This is a genomic window from Streptomyces lichenis, assembly GCF_023218175.1.
Taxonomy (GTDB): Bacteria; Actinomycetota; Actinomycetes; order Streptomycetales; family Streptomycetaceae; genus Streptomyces; species Streptomyces lichenis.
The window spans coordinates 330,443-346,565 of record NZ_JALPTH010000002.1 but is presented as its reverse complement, the minus strand read 5'-3'; the positions used below and the strand labels follow the sequence as shown (position 1 = coordinate 346,565).

Sequence of the window (16,123 nt, the reverse complement as noted above, 5' to 3'; positions counted from 1 at the left end):
TGGTCACTCCCCCACTGTGGCACCCGCCACTGACATCGCAATGCCGGTGGGCCAAGTGCCGGAACGCGCCGGAACGCCTGCGCGGCACCCTAGTTGGGGCACCGGCAGGCGTCATCCGTATGGCTTCGCCATCACTCGATGGAATGGCTTTGGGCAAAGGTGTGGACAGAAAGACGCGCCGCGGGGTCCGGTCCTCGGACCGATTCCCGCGGCGCGTTCCGGCCGGCAGGCCGCCGCTCAGCTCCCGGCGGCGGTGCGGGCGATGTCGGTGCGGTGCTGCGAGCCGTCCAGCCGGACCCGTCCGACCGCCGCGTAGGCGCGGTCCCGCGCCTCGGCCAGGTCCTCACCGGTGGCGGTGACCGAGAGCACCCGGCCCCCGGCGCTGACCACCGCGTCGCCGTCCCGCCGGGTACCCGCGTGCAGGACGTAGGCGTGCGGGGCGTCCAGCTCCGCCACCTCCTCCAGACCGGTGATCGCATCGCCGGTGCGCGGGGTGCCGGGGTAGTTGTGGGAGGCGATGACCACGGTCACGGCGGCGGAGTCGTGCCAGGTCAGCGGCGGCTCGCTGTCCAGGGTGCCCTCGGCGGCGTGCAGCAGCACCCGGGCCAGCGGGGTGCGCAGCCGGGCCAGCACGACCTGGGTCTCCGGATCGCCGAAGCGGGCGTTGAACTCGATGACCCGCACCCCGCGCGAGGTGATCGCCAGGCCCGCGTAGAGCAGCCCGGAGAAGGGAGTGCCGCGGCGGCGCAGCTCGTCCACGGTGGGCTGGAGGACAGTCTCCAGCACCTCGTCCACCAGCTTGGGATCGGCCCAGGGCAGCGGCGAGTACGCGCCCATGCCGCCGGTGTTGGGGCCCTGGTCGCCGTCCAGGGCGCGCTTGAAGTCCTGGGCCGGGGTGAGCGGCAGCACGGTGGTGCCGTCGGTGATGGCGAAGAGGGAGACCTCGGGCCCGTCCAGGAACTCCTCGATGACCACCCGCTCGCAGGAGCGGGCGTGCGCCCGGGCCTGCTCGACGTCGTCGGTCACCACGACGCCCTTGCCGGCGGCGAGGCCGTCGTCCTTGACCACGTACGGGGCGCCGAAGGCGTCCAGCGCGGTGTCGATCTCCTCCGGGGTGGTGCAGACGTACGAGCGGGCCGTGGGCACCCCGGCCCCGGCCATCACGTCCTTGGCGAAGGCCTTGGAGCCCTCCAGCCGGGCGGCCTCCTTCGACGGGCCGAAGCAGGGGATGCCGGCCGCCCGCACGGCGTCGGCGACCCCCGCGACCAGCGGGGCCTCCGGACCGATGACGACCAGGTCGGCGGCGAGTTCGCCGGCCAGCCCGGCCACGGCGGCGCCGTCCAGGGCGTCCACCGGGTGGAGCTCGGCGACCTCCGCGATTCCGGCGTTGCCGGGCGCGCAGTGCAGAGCGGTGACGTCGGGATCGAGGGAGAGGGAGCGGCACAGGGCGTGTTCGCGGGCGCCGCCGCCGATGACAAGGACCTTCACGCCAGCCAGGGTAGCCCGCGGACGGAGTACGCCCTTGTGCGGGCCACCGAGCGGACGCCCGCCCCGCCTTCGTACGTTCCTCCGTACCGCCGTCGTGCCGGTCGACGCGGCCTACTCGTTGGTGTACTCCTCCACCACCGTGGCGCCCAGCTCCCGCACGATCAGGTCGTGGCCGGAGAGGGCGGAGTCGACCAGGTCGGGGTCGTCCTCCTCCGGGACGTCGTCCTCCGGCCGCACCGGCGGCCGGGGCGGCGGCGCGGGCCGCTCCGCGCCGGTGCCGACGGACGACCGGTCCGCCGACTGCCCGGAACCGGACCGTCCGGCCGGGTCCGCGCTCCCCTGCGGCGGCTGCGACACGGGCCCGGGGCCCCCGTCCCCCTGACCGCCGGGCGGCGGCCCCTGGACGGTGCCGGGAGCCGGTCCCGTGGGCGCCGCCGGAGCCCCGCCGTACCCACCGGGCCGGGCCCCCGAGCCGCCCCCGTACCCGCCTCCTCCTCCGCCTCCGTAGCCACCGGCCGGTCCGCCGGAGCCGGGCGGGGGCGGCGGGGCGGAGCCACCGGAGGGATCGACGATCGCCTCGATCTTCCAGTGCACGTTGAACCGCTCGGCGAGCGCCTGGCGCAGTACGTCCTCGCTGCCGCTGCTGGCGAAGTTGTCGCGGGCGCCCGCGTTGAGGAAGCCGAGCTGGAGGGTGGTGCCGTCGAACCCGGCGACCTGGGCGTTCTGGCTGAGCAGGATCCAGGTGAACCGGCGGCGGCCCTTGACCGCCTCCAGGACGTCCGGCCACATGTTCCGCACCTGGGCCGCGCCCTGCGCCATCCCCGGGGAGGCCCCACCCGACGGCGACCCGCCCGACGCGGCCGGCTGCGGGGCCGGAGGCGCCGCCGGGGCGGCCGGCCGGCTCCCCGGCGCGGACGCGGACGGCCAGGCACCGGCAGGACGCCCACCGCCGCCGCCCGCCGTATCGCCCTGGCCTCCACCGGCGGACGGCCAGGCCCCCGGCTTGGCCGGCGCGGGCGCCGGGGTCGCGGCCGGCGCCCCGGCATCGGCGGCGGGCGTCTCCTGCGGCGGCTGGGCCTGGGGCGCGGGCGCCGATGCCGGCACCGGCTGCCCATGAGCCTCCGGCCCCGGTACGTATCCCACCGCCGGGCCCGGGCCGGGCTGCTGGAAGACGGCGGCCGGCGGGGGCCCGCTCCGCTCCAGCCGGTCCAGCCGGGCCAGCAGCGACCGCTCGTCGGCGAACGCGGCCGGCAGCAGCACCCGGGCGCAGATCAGCTCCAGCTGGAGGCGCGGTGAGGTGGCGCCGCGCATCTCGGTCAGCCCGGTGTTGACCAGGTCGGCGGCGCGGCTCAGCTCGGCGGCCCCGAACACCGAGGCCTGTGCCTGCATCCGTTCCACCACATCGGCGGGGGCGTCGATGAGCCCCTTCTCCCCGGCGTCCGGCACCGCGGCGAGGATCACCAGGTCGCGCAGCCGCTCCAGCAGGTCGGTGACGAAGCGGCGCGGGTCGTTCCCGCCCTCGATGACCCGGTCCACCACCTCGAAGGCCGCGGCCCCGTCCCCGGAGGCGAAGGCGTCCACCACCGAGTCCAGCAGCGAGCGGTCGGTGTACCCCAGCAGACCGGTGGCCATGGCGTAGGTCACACCGTCCTCGGCGGCGCCGGCCAGCAGCTGGTCCATCACCGACATCGAGTCACGCACCGAACCGGCACCGGCCCGCACCACCAGCGGAAGCACCCCGTCCGCGACCGGGATCTCCTCCTTGCCGCAGACCTCGCCCAGATAGTCCCGCAGGGTGCCGGGCGGCACCAGGCGGAACGGATAGTGGTGGGTCCGGGACCGGATCGTCCCGATGACCTTCTCCGGCTCGGTCGTGGCGAAAATGAACTTCAGATGCTCCGGCGGCTCCTCGACCACCTTCAGCAGGGCGTTGAACCCCGCCGAGGTGACCATGTGCGCCTCGTCGATGATGTAGATCTTGTACCGGCTGCTCGCGGGCCCGAAGAACGCCTTCTCCCGCAGGTCACGGGCGTCGTCCACGCCTCCGTGCGACGCGGCGTCGATCTCGATCACATCGATCGACCCCGGCCCGTTCCGCGCCAGGTCCTGGCAGGACTGGCACTCACCGCACGGCGTGGGCGTGGGCCCCTGCTCGCAGTTCAGGCAGCGCGCGAGGATCCGCGCACTGGTCGTCTTCCCGCACCCCCGCGGTCCGCTGAACAGGTACGCGTGGTTGACCCGGTTGTTGCGCAGGGCCTGCTGCAGGGGGTCGGTGACATGCTCCTGCCCGATGACCTCGGCGAAGGTCTCGGGGCGGTAGCGGCGGTACAAGGCGAGGGACGACACGCTTACGACGATATCGGGCCCCACCGACAACCGACCGGCCCCGCACCTCCCCCGACCGCCCCGCCACCGGTCCACGCCCCGGAAACCCGCCCGGAACGCAAAGGGCCCCCCACGCACCCGCCAGAGCCGACCTACCCTTGCTGCCTTCCGGCCCTGGGGGAGTTCAGTCAGATAGCGCCACGTGAGGGGCTGCGCCCAGACTACCCGATGCCCGACCCCGCCCACACCCGCCTCCCACACCCACTCCACCCGGCGGACCCCCTCCCCGTGACCAGCGGGGAACGAGTTCGCGAGCACCCCTCTCGGTCATGTAATGTTCCCGGCGGAGGATTCGCCTAGAGGCCTAGGGCGCACGCTTGGAAAGCGTGTTGGGGGCAACCCCTCACGAGTTCGAATCTCGTATCCTCCGCCAGTGCCTCACCGGGCACGAAGTCGATGGGCCCCGCTGTTCGCAGCGGGGCCCATCGACATAGAGCCAGAACCCTCACCTGTCTGGTCGGATGAAGGGCGGCTGGTCAGGCAAAGGGCGGCACCGCTCCCTCACCGAGCCAGGTGCTGCTGAGATTGATCGTGGGCTGGACGACCTCCGGGTAGCGGTCCGCCAGGTACTCCTGCTGCACGCGCTCGCCGGTCCTGCGGTCGACCACGCTCTTCACGCCGGCCGCCTTCATCTTCTTCAGGGTGCCGATCGACTCACCGGAGACCAGCGCGTTGAACGCCTTGATGGCCTGGGCGGACTGCTGCACGCTGTCACGGCTGACTACCCCCCTGTTCACATTGATCATGGTGTGCGTGTACACCGCTCGCGGGTCCTTGCCTACGAACTCCTGGCTCGCGTCGCCGATGCCGTCGAAGAACAGGTCGGCCACGTGTGGAGGCCACCCCTCCGTGATGATCCTGTAGGCGACGACCAACCCGGTTGCGCTGGCGTGAGCTTGCTTGCCCTTGCTGATCAGGCCGACGATCCGTTCCTCGGTCACGGGCCATTGGGGGATCAGGCTCTGCAACCGCTCGGCGGTCAGCCGCCCACCGGTCCACCGGGTCCAATGGAGTCCCTGGGCTCGGTTGTCCAATACCTTGAGGGCCGCCGCGTAGACGTTGGCCCTGCTCTGGCGCATCTGGGTGATCTGCGCGACGAAGTCGCCCGGAGTCCGGATTCGGCCGCCGTCGATGGCAGCGAACGTGTCGGGACTCAGGTTATAGGTGACCTGGGCGGTGACTGTCATTTCCGTATCGATGATCGCGGCGGCCCGGTGCTGGCCGTCGATGAGACAGCCGTGCCAGTCCAGCGCGAATCCCTGGTGAGTGGTTCGAAACTGCCCACTGCGGAGAATCGCCTTGAACTTCTCGATATTCGCACGCTTCAGTGGCACCCGATTGCATGTCCGCTTCTCCATCCACGCCGCACACACGGTCGGAGTGACCTCGACCAATTCAGTACGAATAGGCGGATGGTCACCGATTTCTACACTCACGCGTCATGGACCCTCTCGCTACTGATGCCGCTCTCGCCAGATCGGCGACACGACTCACTCTGTCGGAGCAACAGTAGAGCGAACGAGGAGCCATTCCCCGCACGGTTCAGTTATTGGAGAGTTACTGCCCCATCTCGACAACTCCAAGGCGTTCTTTGCGAGTTCGGTGCCCATTTCGGTCCCCAAGCTGTGCGATGGTGTCCACTTGAGGTAACGCCTCGCCAGCATGCGAATGTGATTCCCCGATCGGTACGGGCATTTCCTCGTGCGCCCTCGAAAGCGGGGAGGGAGCTCTGAGCTGCAGCGGAACGGGTGGGTGCCACAGCGCCCCGCGCCCTGGCGGCTTATTTCACGGCGCCGTCGCCGTCGGCTAGGTCATTCCGGTAGAGGCAGGCCGTGACGATAGGCGGCACGACGGCCGCGCTTCAGGACATGAACCGCTCCCACCCGGAGGTAGCGCTCCTACTGCTCGGATCAGTTTCTTCTCGCCATCACCAGCAGAGTGGGAGGGCGTCCCGGATCCTGCAGGCTCTGGTGACGGACGAGACGCAGGCCATGGCGACTGAGCGCGGCTGACCAATCGGCTACGCCGAGTTCCCAGCGCCAGAGAGGATGACGAGTACCGTCGGGGAGGGTGAGCCAGTCCTGGCGGGCGGATGTCCGGCCGAGTGTGGCCGTTCCGCCTGTGCGTTGCGGGTGCGGAACCGAGAAGACCAGCCGCCCTTGCGACCGCAGACGTCTGGCGATGAGCGGGAGGAGGCAGTCGGGGTCGACCAGTCCGACCGCGCCGAACACCGAGTAGATCACGCTGAACCGCCTACGCTGGGAGCGCAGATAGGCGGCGGCTTCATGGGCGACGAAAGTGACCCCGTCCACCTTCCCGTATCGTTCGTTCGCCCGGCGGATCTGCGTCTTGACCATGTCGACGGCCATGACCCTGCCCCCATGCTGGGACGCGAGATGAGCGGCGTGATGTCCGGGGCCGCACCCGAGTTCCAGGATTTCCCGATCTCTGATGGCGGGGCCCAGCATCTCGGCCCCGGGGCCGACGCCCGGGGACGTGCCCCACTCCATGCGCGGCGGTGCCGTGGACGCGTTGTCCGCGAAGCCGGGCGTCTGGTCCGCATAGGCCTGCCAGGTGGGCAGCGAGTGGGCCTTCATGTGTCTTTTCTCCGGAAGCGCGCTGGACGAGGAGGCAGGGTGCGGGTTGAAGGGGGTGGCGCGGGTACGCCCGAAACGCACCCGCGCCAAGCGTTGAAGGCTCCACCGGAGACCCCAATACGGCGGAAGATGCCCGATCAGGCCAGGCCGGTCACCCGCTGGGCGTATACCTGCGCGATCCAGGCGGACTTGAACGCGGCGAGGTCCGCACGGAACGCCTCCATCGACGCGCCGTACGGGGCGACGACGCCGCCGGTCTGGTCGGGTACGGACTGGCAACCGTGCACCAGGCGCCCGCCGAGGGCCGCATGGGCCTTGATCGACTCGATGCGGCGGTACTCGTTGAACCATCCGCCGTGGTAGACCTCGTCCAGCATGCCGCCCATCTCGTCGTCGAGGTCGAAGACGACGGAAGTCGCCGCGGGGAAGAACCAGCACGGCCCGACATTGGAGATGTGCCCGTCCAGCTCGACCTTGTTGAGGGCCATCAGCGTGGCCGCCTCGCGCAGCATGCGGAGGTGGTCAGAGGTGATCAGGGGCAGACCCAGCCCGCTGAGATGTTCCTCCCGGAAGAGGAACGCGTAGACCTCGTGGGCTGTGAGGAGTACACGGGCGGGGTCGCTGGTGGAGACGGCGTTTTCCCTGATGAAGTCCAACGCCATCTGCTCCACCGCGTTCTCGGAGCTCTCCTGTACCGGAAGCAGTCGCTCCGCGACCAGATTCCAATCGGTGATGAGCCAGGTGTGTGACTCGAAGCGGAAGAAGTGCCGCTCGGGGTCGATGGTGAGTCGCCGGCCATCCACCTGCACGCCCGGCAGGCGGTTCCAGTGGGGATGGAACGCGGTCGGCAGCACGACGCTGATGGGCGAGGCCGCGGGGGCGGGCGCGGCAAGTGACACGTTCGTCATGGAGTCCTCCTAGGGTCGGTTTTGGGCATGGGGGTGCCCTGGCAGGGGGTGTGGCTGTGTGAGCGGTGCGCTCGCGAAGGCTCGGCGGTGCTGCACAGAAGCCGAGTGGTGCGCGCCAATCGGTGAGGCCTGTGCCCGGCTTGCGAGTCGTCAACGAACGTGGTGGCGGGCACGACTCATGAAGGTGGCGACGACAGTTGCCACTACGGGTTGGCTGATCTCTCCCTTCGCAAAAGCGTGCGATCACTTCTTCCCCGACATCCACTGGGGAGTGATCAGCACCATAGGCAACAGTCGCGATCTGCGCTGCGGTTCCAGGGCTTCAGGAGGGGTCATCTTTCTTCCAGTCAAGGCGGTTGAAGAAGTCACGCCCTCATGGGGCATGAAGCCCATCACCGGAAGAATGACGGCCGATCGGCCCAATTTCCCTGTCTTATTCATATAAGCACCACGGCAGTCACCGGCACCAAGCTGCGAAAGTATGCCGACAGGACAGGAGAGCCACAGCACAGAGGGAAATGAGGGGAGAGGTGTTCGTGCACGGACTACCCGGTGGGGTCAATGAACGGCTCCGCGCCGACGGCACCGGCCGCGGGATCGCCCGGTGAGTGTGGGCGGGGTCGGCATCCCGCGGCTTCAGGAACTCACCTACATCGAGATGGCGGCCAGGGCGGTGGCTGCAGGGGAACCGTTCGAGCGGGTGCGTCTGGCCATCGTCAACCAGGCCGAGCATGTCGCCCGCGCCAACGACCGGGACGGATCCTTCGACGTCGACAAATGGATCGAGCGTCACTCCAACCCCCTTCAGTACGTTCACAACACCGTGGATGTGTTGAAGGAGTTGATGCGGCTCGGCTGGCTGGAGCGGCACGCGTTGCCCTCGTCACCTCGCTCCGCGCACGCCCATGCAGACGCGACCTTCACGATGACCGAAACCGGTCGCGCCTGGACCGACCTGGTCGTCCAGGACCCATACGCCGGCTACCACGCGCTGGCAGGTGCGCTGATCGATGCCCATCCCCAGTTCGAGGGCTTTCTCCGCCTGGTGGGGGCGCGGCCCGACAGCGTGTCCGACCACCTCAGCGTGCCGCTGCTCAGGTACCGGGACGAGCACGAGGACCACGGGGCCTTCCTGACCGCCTTCATCAGCCACACCATCCTCGAAGTGGCTGACGGCACGCTGGGGTGGACGGCGGCGCCCGAGACCATCGAGGACTCACTGCGCACCTATGTCGAACGCGCCGTCCACCGTGCGGCGGTTCGCGCCGAACAGCGGGCGCAAGAGGAGAAGGAGCGGCAAGCCAAGGAGAAGAAGCCGCGGAAGCCGGGAAGCGGCCAGGCGGAGAGGCGCTGGGAAGAGATCGCCGCGCAGGTCCCGCGCCCGCAGGCATGGACCCGCAAGCGCTACGCGGCGCTATGTGAGGAGGCAGCCATCCGTCTGGCGGTCACCGCCTCAGGATGTCCGATGGACTACATCAGTCACGAGCTCCTGCGCCGCTGGTCGCGCTTTCTCGGGCTCGCCAACTTCAGCTACTACGTGCCCGGCCCACCCTCCCTGCGATTGTGGGCGACGGGCCGAGTGACCGGCCGCGGCAAGGACGTGTCGTTCATCCGCTCCGTCGGGGCCGAGGCACGCATCGCCGCGCTGAGGGCGCTCCCCCGGGTGTGGCGGGCGGAGAGCGAGCGGGCCGGGGGCGCGACCTACTGCCCCGTCTGGCGCATCCGTGCTGCGGTCTGCTGGGACCAGCGGATCAGCGACGACGAGTTCGACGCGGCCATCACCTCCGCGTTCCGCGGCGACGTCGCCGGCCTCGGCTTCCGCGTCCATCTGGACGAGGCATCCCACGTGCGTACGCCCGGCTCAGTCAAGCCACTTGTTCTCTCAAACTACTCCGGCATGCCCAAGGTCTTCCATGTGATGAGTGTCTTCACGGACCGCCACGATGAGGAGGTGCACATTCGATGAGCACATCCAGACTGCTGCCCGGGCTCGTATGGATGAAGAAGGAATGGCGGCTTCGGAGCAATCCCTTTCCAGCGACAGGAGTCGCGCGTATCGGCGGTCAGGACGCTCGCGAGAACGGTCTGCTGTACGAGCCGAACGTACATGCCGAGCAGTTGTACGAAGTCATCGAGAAGTTTGTGCTGGGCATGTCCTACTCGGGTCTCAAGTTCGGCTATCTGTGGTCGGTGGGGCTCGTACCCGGCGACTCGGATGCTCGCGGGTTCGGCAAGTCCGTCCTGATGCAGCATGTGGCCGGTAAGATCAACCGAGACTTCGGTAAGGACGCATACCTGACGGTGGGTCTGGACGAGGAGGACGCCGCCGAAGTTCCCATCTGCTGTCTGCTCACCAGTTTCGACACCACACACGTCCGCTCGCTGGGCGCGGCGCTCTTCGCCGCGGTCGAGTACGCGGTGGGCTACCACACCACGGCGGACTCCGCCCCGCTCGCCCGGCGGCTGCGCCGTCGACTGATCGAGCGGACGGCAACGGACAACGTCAGGGATCTGGTGGCGGCGGTGATGGACGAGCACCGGACCCTACGAGGCAAGACGCTCGGCCCGCCCGATGTCAAGCTAATCGCCGCCCTGTGCGACGAGAATCCCAGAGCGGCCATCGACTATCTGATCGGAATCTCACCGATCTCGCGTTCCCGTAGCGGCGCAGTCCACATGGCGACCTTCCTGGTATTCGCCGCTGCTGCCGGCATGCGTCATGTCATGGTTTTCTGCGACCAGTTGGAGGACTTGGCCAGCACCACCACGGCGAAGGCGAAGAGGAACCTGGAGGTCGAGCGGTTCCGGGACGTCATCGTGGAGACCCTGCCCATGGCGGACATGCTGACCATGGTCGTCACCATGCACCCTCGGGCCGCCCTGAACATCGGTACGCCTTGGGCCCTCGCCGACCTTCCGACCTTCGACCTGAGCAAGGCCAACGAGGGCAGCACCGTCAAGCTGCCGGCGCTCCGTGACGCTGCCCAGGTGGCACAGATGCTCCGGCCGTATCTGGTCGCGGCGACCAAGGACGGCGTGGTACGGAACGACGGGGACGAGCTGTTCCCTTTCACCCACGAGGCAGTCGCCTGCCTGTTCGAGCGTTCGGCCCGCAAGCCCCGTGATGTCCTGCGCAAGGCGCACGATTTGCTGAATGCGGCGGCCGCAAAGAACGTGGACCGGATCGAGGCAGCGGACGTCCAGAGTTTCTTGGCGGCAGGGCGGCACTACGGCGGGAGGGACAACGCCTCCGTCACAGGTGTCTCCGGCACCCTGGACTGGAGCCGCATGTGAGCACGTTCACCCTGTCCGCGCTGCTCCGCGAACGAGCGGAGGCGTGGCGCAGGCCGCTCCGTGGGCTAGATGTCCGCTCGTGCGACTACTGCGCTGCGGTCCTGAGTCCGTGGGAGAGGACGGGTTGTGCCTGCCAGGGCCTGACCGGCGGCCGCCTCGAGGACACGCTGTATGCCCTGGCCTGTTCCAGCGTTCGCCCCTCGCATACCGGGAAGCTGGTGCTGCGGGCGTGGATCGAGTACGGGGTGGAGGTGCCTCTGAAGACTGCCGGGGCACTGATGGCCGGCGACCACCGATTCTGCTGGGCGGGTGCGGGCCGGTACGGGCTGTACCGGCATGGTCCCCTCCCCGGCCCGCGGACCCTGGAGCAAGCGTGCCGGGTCGCCGTCGCCTTGTCCCGGCCACCGTTGGCGATCAGCGACCTCGACCATTGGCTCACCGGGCTCGGCTACCGCTACGAGCCGCGGTCGCTGAGGAACGCCGTGCGGTCCTCCCGGTGGCTGGTACCGCGACCGGACGGAGTCATCGAGCCGGCCGTCGGGATGGCCGAGGACCCGGCGGCCTTGGACAGCTTCCGGCTACTGGGGCTCGAGCAGCTGCCGGCGGACGAGGCCCAGGAATCCCACAGGCTCCACGGGGCCGTTGCGGAGCGGCTCGCCGCAGCGCGTGCGTCGCGGCGCCTGAGGGAGGACAGGGACGTCCTTCCCTGGGCCGCGACGGGCTTGGACTGGTCCGGTGACCCCGACGGCACTGCCGTTGCCGCAGAACACCGTACGGCCGCAGGACGTCACGCCCTCACGTCCGGCTCGACAAGCGCCGTCCACAGCGAACGCTCCCGGAGACTGGATTGATAGAGGTGCCGACCCGGTCTGACGCTCTCGAAGCGCCGTACGAGGGTTTCAGCCGCGGCGCGGGTCCGATGCGGGACCTCCCGGGCGATGATTTCTGCCCAGGGCAGGCGGCTTGCCGAGGCGTGTAGCCGAAAGCGGCGCAGGAAATTGCAGGCGGTCCAGCAGATGAGGTCGGGAGCGTAGACGATGAGGTGCCCATGTCCTTGCGACCGGGCCTTGGGCAACGCCTTGAGAGTCGCCTGCGCTGTCGCCCACGCCTCGACGGCACGAGCGACACCGACTGGTGTCATCGACGAGTGGAAGAGGGACCGGTAGGAAGGAGACGAGATGTCCTCCCACAAGGTGTGCAAGCCTTCATCGGACGACACCGTGTGCACCAGCTCCGGCCCGGGCCCCGTCAAACAGGCGAGAGCACGAGTTACGTCAGCCATCGGAACGTCGGCCCCGTCCGGTTCACGCACCATGCCCCGGCGCGGGTCGAAGCGCCATGTCTCCCAATTCGCCTGCATCAACGAGCGGATGCTGGGGCACCGGATGAGACGGTCCTGGGAGGTCCGGTGGCTGACGTACTGGTCCGCCTCGTCATGGAGACGGCGGACTCGGTCACGCTCCGCTCCGCAGATGACCTCCAATCGTACGACCACGTCGTTCAGAGCGCGTGGTCCGTGTTCGGCCCGAGCGGTCGCGAGCGCCACGAGCCGCTGCATTCCATCGATGCACTCGACGCCCTCGATCAGCACCCGATCGGCAAAGGCCCCCGAGGCCGGCAGCAGGCGCACGGCGTCTGCTCCGAGGGTGATGATGCCCACGGCACCGAAGTCCTCTGGGCGGTCTCGCAGCAGTTGTTCCCAGGCATCGGCGAGCTCGGTGCCCAGAAGCGGACCGCGGCATGCCCCGAGGGCGGCCGCCCGATCGGACCCAGCACCCAGCGAAGCGATGTCAGCGGCTGCCACATCCATGGCCCAGCTCCGCGCCATCTGTGCGAGACGCAGCGGACGCAGCACGATCGCCGGGCTGTTGGGAGGGACGGCTGCGACCTGTCGGGAACGATCACGCTTCATTCCCTGTCAACGGCCGCGGCGCATGGACGTGACGGCGCTTCGGACACCTCCGCGCGAGACCGGTTCGGAGTCTCCGTCCAGACACCGCCACTCCGTCAGTGATCGGCATGGTCCGGCCCTCCGTGGTTCCAGGGCCGACGCCCCGGCCCGCGGAGGAGCCCCCCCTTCCCCCTGGTCCCGGTCAGGCCGAGGCGAGGGCGATCTCGGTGGACTTGACCAGGGCGCGGACCTCGGAGCCCTCGGACAAGCCCAGGTCCTTGACGGCATCGGTGGTGACGTCCTGGCCGCCGGCCAGGCGTACCCGCACGGTGGACATGGCCTCGCCGCTGGTGATGGAGGAGGCCGTGCCGGGGAACTGTTCGCGGATGCTCAGGGTCATGGGGGGCCGCACTGGCGGTTCGCCTGTGCGTACGGAAGGTGGGTGACGGCAGCCGTTTCCGGGGAAGGGCGCGGAACGGCGGTCGCGGGTGCGAGGCGGGGAGGGGTGGTCACCTCGTATCCACGGCGCTGGATAGGCTCGGCGGCCGTGGACTGGTTGGAGCGGGTGGCGGGGCTGCGGCAGTGGGCGCGGGGCGGCGCGCGGGCGCCGCACAAGCCGTTGCTGCTGCTGTACGCGCTGGGCCGCTTCCAGGAGGACTCCGAGGGCGAGCTGCGCTACAGCGACGTGGAGGGGGACCTGAAGCGCCTGCTGGCCGAGTACGGGCCGAGGAACCGGACCACTCCCGCGTACCCCTTCCATCATCTGACCGGTGACGGGGTGTGGGAGGTGAGCACGGACGGCGGGGCGGGGAGCCCGGGCCCCTTGGTGACCGAGCTGCGGGCGTCCGGAGCGCGCGGCCGGCTCGACCCCGAACTGCGGGCGGCGCTGAGGCGCGATCCGGCGCTGCTGGCCCGGATGGCCCGGATCCTGCTCGACCTGCACTTCCCGCCGTCGCTGCACGGGGAGCTGTGCGAGGCGGCGGGGCTGGAGTTGGAGTACGGGGAGTTCGGGGGGCTCGGTGAGTACGGGGGGCTGGTGCCGGGGCAGCGGGGGCGGCGGCGGGATCGGCGGATGCGGGAGATGGTGCTGGCGGCGTACGAGTACCGGTGCGCGTTCTGCGGATACGACGGGGCGCTCGGCATGGTGCCGGTCGGCCTGAAGGCGGCCCATGTGCGCTGGTGGGCGTTCAAGGGGCCGGACGACGTGGACAACGGGCTCTGCCTCTGCGCCCTGCACCACAAGCTCTTCGACAAGGGCGTACTGGGTCTCGGCGAGGATCTGCGGGTGGTGGTGTCGGCGCGGTTCACGGGCCGGAGCGCGGCCGCCGAGCAGCAGGTGCGCGCCCTGTCGGGGCGGGCCCTGATCGGGCCGCGGACGGGTTCGGCGCCGGTGGCGGCCGAGCACCGCTCCTGGCACACGGACCATGTCTTCCACGGGAATGGGGAAGCGAGGGGACCTCAGACGGTCGCGTCCAGGTCGCCGGCGTAGTGCTCGATGGCCCGCCGGTAGGCCCGTACCGTCTCGTCCCCGCTGGTCCCGGCGAGCAGCCGCAGCAGCAGGGCGGTGGCCTCGTGGTGGCCGCCGGTGTTGTAGAGGGCCATCGCCAGGAAGGCGCGGAGCGCCCCGTCCTCCGGGTACCGCTCGGCGCCCCGGCGCAGGGTGTCCACCGCCTCCTCGTACCGGCCGAGGACGCGGTAGGTGCTGCCGAGCCCGAGCAGCGCGCCGCGCCGTGAGGCGTCGGAGAGCTCCGCGCCGCGCAGGCACCGCTCGTAGTACGGCACCGCCTCGGCCTCCAGCCCCAGGCGGTCGTGGACGCTCGCCGCGCGGTACGCCGTCTCGGCGTCCCCGGGGTACGCGGCGCTGAGCGCCACCAGCAGCTTCCGCGCCTCCTCGAAGCGCCCGGCCTGGTACGCGCGTTCGACTTCGGCGAGGTCGGCCGGGGGCGGTTGCGTCACCACGGGTGCCTCCTGTGGATGGCGATGTCAGTCCTGCGGGGCGCTTCGGCGGCGGCGGCCCGCGTAGACCGCACCGGCGCCCAGCAGCAGCGCCGTTCCGCTCGCCAGGGCGATGCCCGGGACGGCGGACGAGGAGCCGGTGGCGGCCAGGCTGCCGCCGAGGCCCGAGCCGGTGGCGACGGGGCCGGACGGGCCGGCCGGGGTCCACACCTGGCTCTGGGCGCCGCCCGCCGGGGACGGGGCGGGGGTGGGCGAGGTGCCGGGCGTGGCCGCGGCGTTCGCGGGAGTCAGGGCGAAGCCGTACTCGTAGTAGACCGGGGTGCCGCCGCAGGAGTCGTCGTCGTTGAGGTAGTCGGCGGCCACCGACACCGTCCCGGTGCCCAGGGGCGTCTGGGCACCGGCCTTCAGCCGTACCTTGATGTCGGCGTGCTCACCGGGCTGCAGCGTCTCGACCGCGCCCGCGAAGTTGTCGCCGTCCAGCTCCTGCCAGTCCGGGTCGCCGGCGGTGGACCAGGTCAGGTCCAGCTTGTCCCCGATGCCCTTCTGGCCGCTCTGGTCGACGGCGCTCACGGCGATGTACGGCCAGACCGTGTCCATGGTGCGGGCGGTGCCGTTGGCGACCCGCACCGTGAAGACCACGGTGTCGCCCCGCTCGACCGCGCCGGGCACGCCCAGCGCCCGGGCGGTGAGCCGCGGTTCGGGGACGCAGGCGCCCTCGACGGCCTGCTCCAGGGCGTCCTGGAGGGCCTGTTCGGCCGCGTCCAGGGCGGCCTGGGCGGCGGCCGTGGCGTCCTGGGCCTTGCGGACCTCGCGGGAGGCGGCCACCAGGGCGTCGCCCAGCGCGGTGTGCGCCGCGGTCACCTTGGCCTGCGCCTCGGTCTCCGCCTTCTCGGCCGGCGCCACGGCCGCGGTGGCGTCGGCCACCGCCTTCTCGGCGGCCTTCTTCTGGTCGTCGGTGGCGTCGTCGGGTAGCTCGGCGAGGGCGTCCTCGGCCTCGATCAGCGCCTTGTCGGCGGCCTCCCGGGCGGTGGTCGCGGCGGCGGCCGCCTTCTCGGCCTCGTCGATCGCCCGGACCAGCGGCGCGCCGTCCGCGTCCACCTTCTCGAACGCCGCCATCGCCGCCTCCTCGGCGGCCACGGCCTTCTTCAGGGCCTCGCGCGCCTCGGCGACCGCCCGCCGCAGCGCTGGGACGGAGAGGTTCTGCAGGTCGCCGCCCTTGGCCCCCTGGTCGCCCTTGCGGGATGTGTGACGGGAGTCCTGCTGGTCGGCGACCTGCCGCCTGGCGGCGGGTGCGGCGGGCTCGGGCGCCACGGTCCGGTCCCGGCTGCTCTCCGGCGCCCCGGGCTCGGCCCCGGACGTCGACCCGGACGAGCGGGGCACGGCGAGCGCGGGCGGCGCGGACAGCAGGACGACGGGGGCGGTCACGGCGGCGGCGACGGCCGTGGCCAGCGTTCGGCGGATTCTCACTTCAGCCCTTCGGTCAGGGTGCCGGGCCGGGCCCGACGTCCGGACGCGGTGCGCGCCATGACGGGTCGTCGTATTTCCAGGGAAAGGAAAGGAACGGGGGAGGGGAAGGAACGGGGGGGAAGGGCAGGTGGCAGGAG

At 70.5% G+C, this 16,123-nt stretch carries 11 protein-coding genes, 1 tRNA gene, 1 other RNA gene and 1 pseudogene; 4 read left to right on the top strand and 10 right to left on the bottom strand.

The window, feature by feature from the left end; all coding sequences use genetic code 11:
• Positions 1 to 237 precede the first annotated feature (237 nt).
• The 3 genes from purD to ffs form a co-directional block, all read right to left on the bottom strand.
• Entirely contained in the window at positions 238 to 1,488 is a 1,251-nt protein-coding gene (gene purD, locus M1O15_RS03275; protein WP_248631621.1) for a phosphoribosylamine--glycine ligase, read from the bottom strand.
• A 111-nt stretch (positions 1,489 to 1,599) separates the two neighbouring features.
• Positions 1,600 to 3,834, bottom strand: coding sequence for a DNA polymerase III subunit gamma and tau (locus M1O15_RS03270; protein WP_248631620.1), 2,235 nt, complete (start codon positions 3,832 to 3,834; stop codon positions 1,600 to 1,602).
• A gap of 97 nt (positions 3,835 to 3,931) precedes the next feature.
• Positions 3,932 to 4,028: signal recognition particle sRNA small type (gene ffs, locus M1O15_RS03265), an RNA gene on the bottom strand.
• A 130-nt stretch (positions 4,029 to 4,158) separates the two neighbouring features.
• Between ffs and M1O15_RS03260 the strand changes: the two genes are divergently transcribed.
• Positions 4,159 to 4,246, top strand: a tRNA-Ser gene (locus M1O15_RS03260).
• 103 nt (positions 4,247 to 4,349) lie between these two features.
• On the opposite strand, the gene M1O15_RS03255 is transcribed toward M1O15_RS03260, so the two are convergent.
• The 3 genes from M1O15_RS03255 to M1O15_RS03245 form a co-directional block, all read right to left on the bottom strand.
• Positions 4,350 to 5,207 carry a hypothetical protein gene (locus M1O15_RS03255; RefSeq protein ID WP_248631619.1) on the bottom strand — a complete coding sequence of 286 codons (858 nt, stop codon included), beginning with the start codon at positions 5,205 to 5,207 and terminating at the stop codon, positions 4,350 to 4,352.
• A gap of 576 nt (positions 5,208 to 5,783) precedes the next feature.
• Entirely contained in the window at positions 5,784 to 6,470 is a 687-nt protein-coding gene (locus M1O15_RS03250; RefSeq protein ID WP_248631618.1) for a class I SAM-dependent methyltransferase, read from the bottom strand.
• A 137-nt stretch (positions 6,471 to 6,607) separates the two neighbouring features.
• Entirely contained in the window at positions 6,608 to 7,378 is a 771-nt protein-coding gene (locus M1O15_RS03245) for a hypothetical protein (RefSeq protein ID WP_248631617.1), read from the bottom strand.
• A 604-nt stretch (positions 7,379 to 7,982) separates the two neighbouring features.
• On the opposite strand from M1O15_RS03245, the gene M1O15_RS03240 reads away from it, so the two are divergent.
• Entirely contained in the window at positions 7,983 to 9,344 is a 1,362-nt protein-coding gene (locus M1O15_RS03240; protein WP_248631616.1) for a hypothetical protein, read from the top strand.
• Positions 9,341 to 10,672 (top strand): hypothetical protein, encoded by a 1,332-nt coding sequence (locus M1O15_RS03235; RefSeq protein WP_248631615.1) that lies wholly within the window; start codon positions 9,341 to 9,343, stop codon positions 10,670 to 10,672. The genes M1O15_RS03240 and M1O15_RS03235 overlap by 4 nt, the downstream gene beginning before the upstream one ends.
• A gap of 787 nt (positions 10,673 to 11,459) precedes the next feature.
• On the opposite strand, the gene M1O15_RS03230 is transcribed toward M1O15_RS03235, so the two are convergent.
• Both M1O15_RS03230 and M1O15_RS03225 read right to left on the bottom strand, forming a co-directional pair.
• Positions 11,460 to 12,482, bottom strand: a complete 1,023-nt coding sequence (locus tag M1O15_RS03230; protein WP_248631614.1) for a hypothetical protein — start codon at positions 12,480 to 12,482, stop codon at positions 11,460 to 11,462.
• A gap of 289 nt (positions 12,483 to 12,771) precedes the next feature.
• Positions 12,772 to 12,963: pseudogene (locus M1O15_RS03225) on the bottom strand (TOBE domain-containing protein); the annotation flags it as partial.
• 147 nt (positions 12,964 to 13,110) lie between these two features.
• On the opposite strand from M1O15_RS03225, the gene M1O15_RS03220 reads away from it, so the two are divergent.
• Positions 13,111 to 14,052 carry a phosphorothioated DNA-binding restriction endonuclease gene (locus tag M1O15_RS03220; protein ID WP_248631613.1) on the top strand — a complete coding sequence of 314 codons (942 nt, stop codon included), beginning with the start codon at positions 13,111 to 13,113 and terminating at the stop codon, positions 14,050 to 14,052.
• On the opposite strand, the gene M1O15_RS03215 is transcribed toward M1O15_RS03220, so the two are convergent.
• Together M1O15_RS03215 and M1O15_RS03210 are read right to left on the bottom strand one after the other, a co-directional pair.
• On the bottom strand, positions 14,022 to 14,519 hold the full coding sequence (locus M1O15_RS03215; protein WP_248631612.1) for a tetratricopeptide repeat protein: 498 nt from the start codon (positions 14,517 to 14,519) through the stop codon (positions 14,022 to 14,024). The two genes, M1O15_RS03220 and M1O15_RS03215, sit on opposite strands and share 31 nt — an antisense overlap.
• A 27-nt stretch (positions 14,520 to 14,546) precedes the next feature.
• Positions 14,547 to 15,986 (bottom strand): hypothetical protein, encoded by a 1,440-nt coding sequence (locus M1O15_RS03210; protein WP_248631611.1) that lies wholly within the window; start codon positions 15,984 to 15,986, stop codon positions 14,547 to 14,549.
• Positions 15,987 to 16,123 lie beyond the last annotated feature (137 nt).

What these genes read in the sequence shown, in the direction of transcription:
- M1O15_RS03235 (WP_248631615.1), top strand. Translation starts at nt 9,341, where the DNA reads ATGAGCACATCCAGACTGCTGCCCGGGCTCGTATGGATGAAGAAGGAA.
- M1O15_RS03250 (WP_248631618.1), bottom strand. Translation starts at nt 6,470, where the DNA reads ATGAAGGCCCACTCGCTGCCCACCTGGCAGGCCTATGCGGACCAGACG.
- M1O15_RS03245 (WP_248631617.1), bottom strand. Translation starts at nt 7,378, where the DNA reads ATGACGAACGTGTCACTTGCCGCGCCCGCCCCCGCGGCCTCGCCCATC.
- M1O15_RS03230 (WP_248631614.1), bottom strand. Translation starts at nt 12,482, where the DNA reads ATGGATGTGGCAGCCGCTGACATCGCTTCGCTGGGTGCTGGGTCCGAT.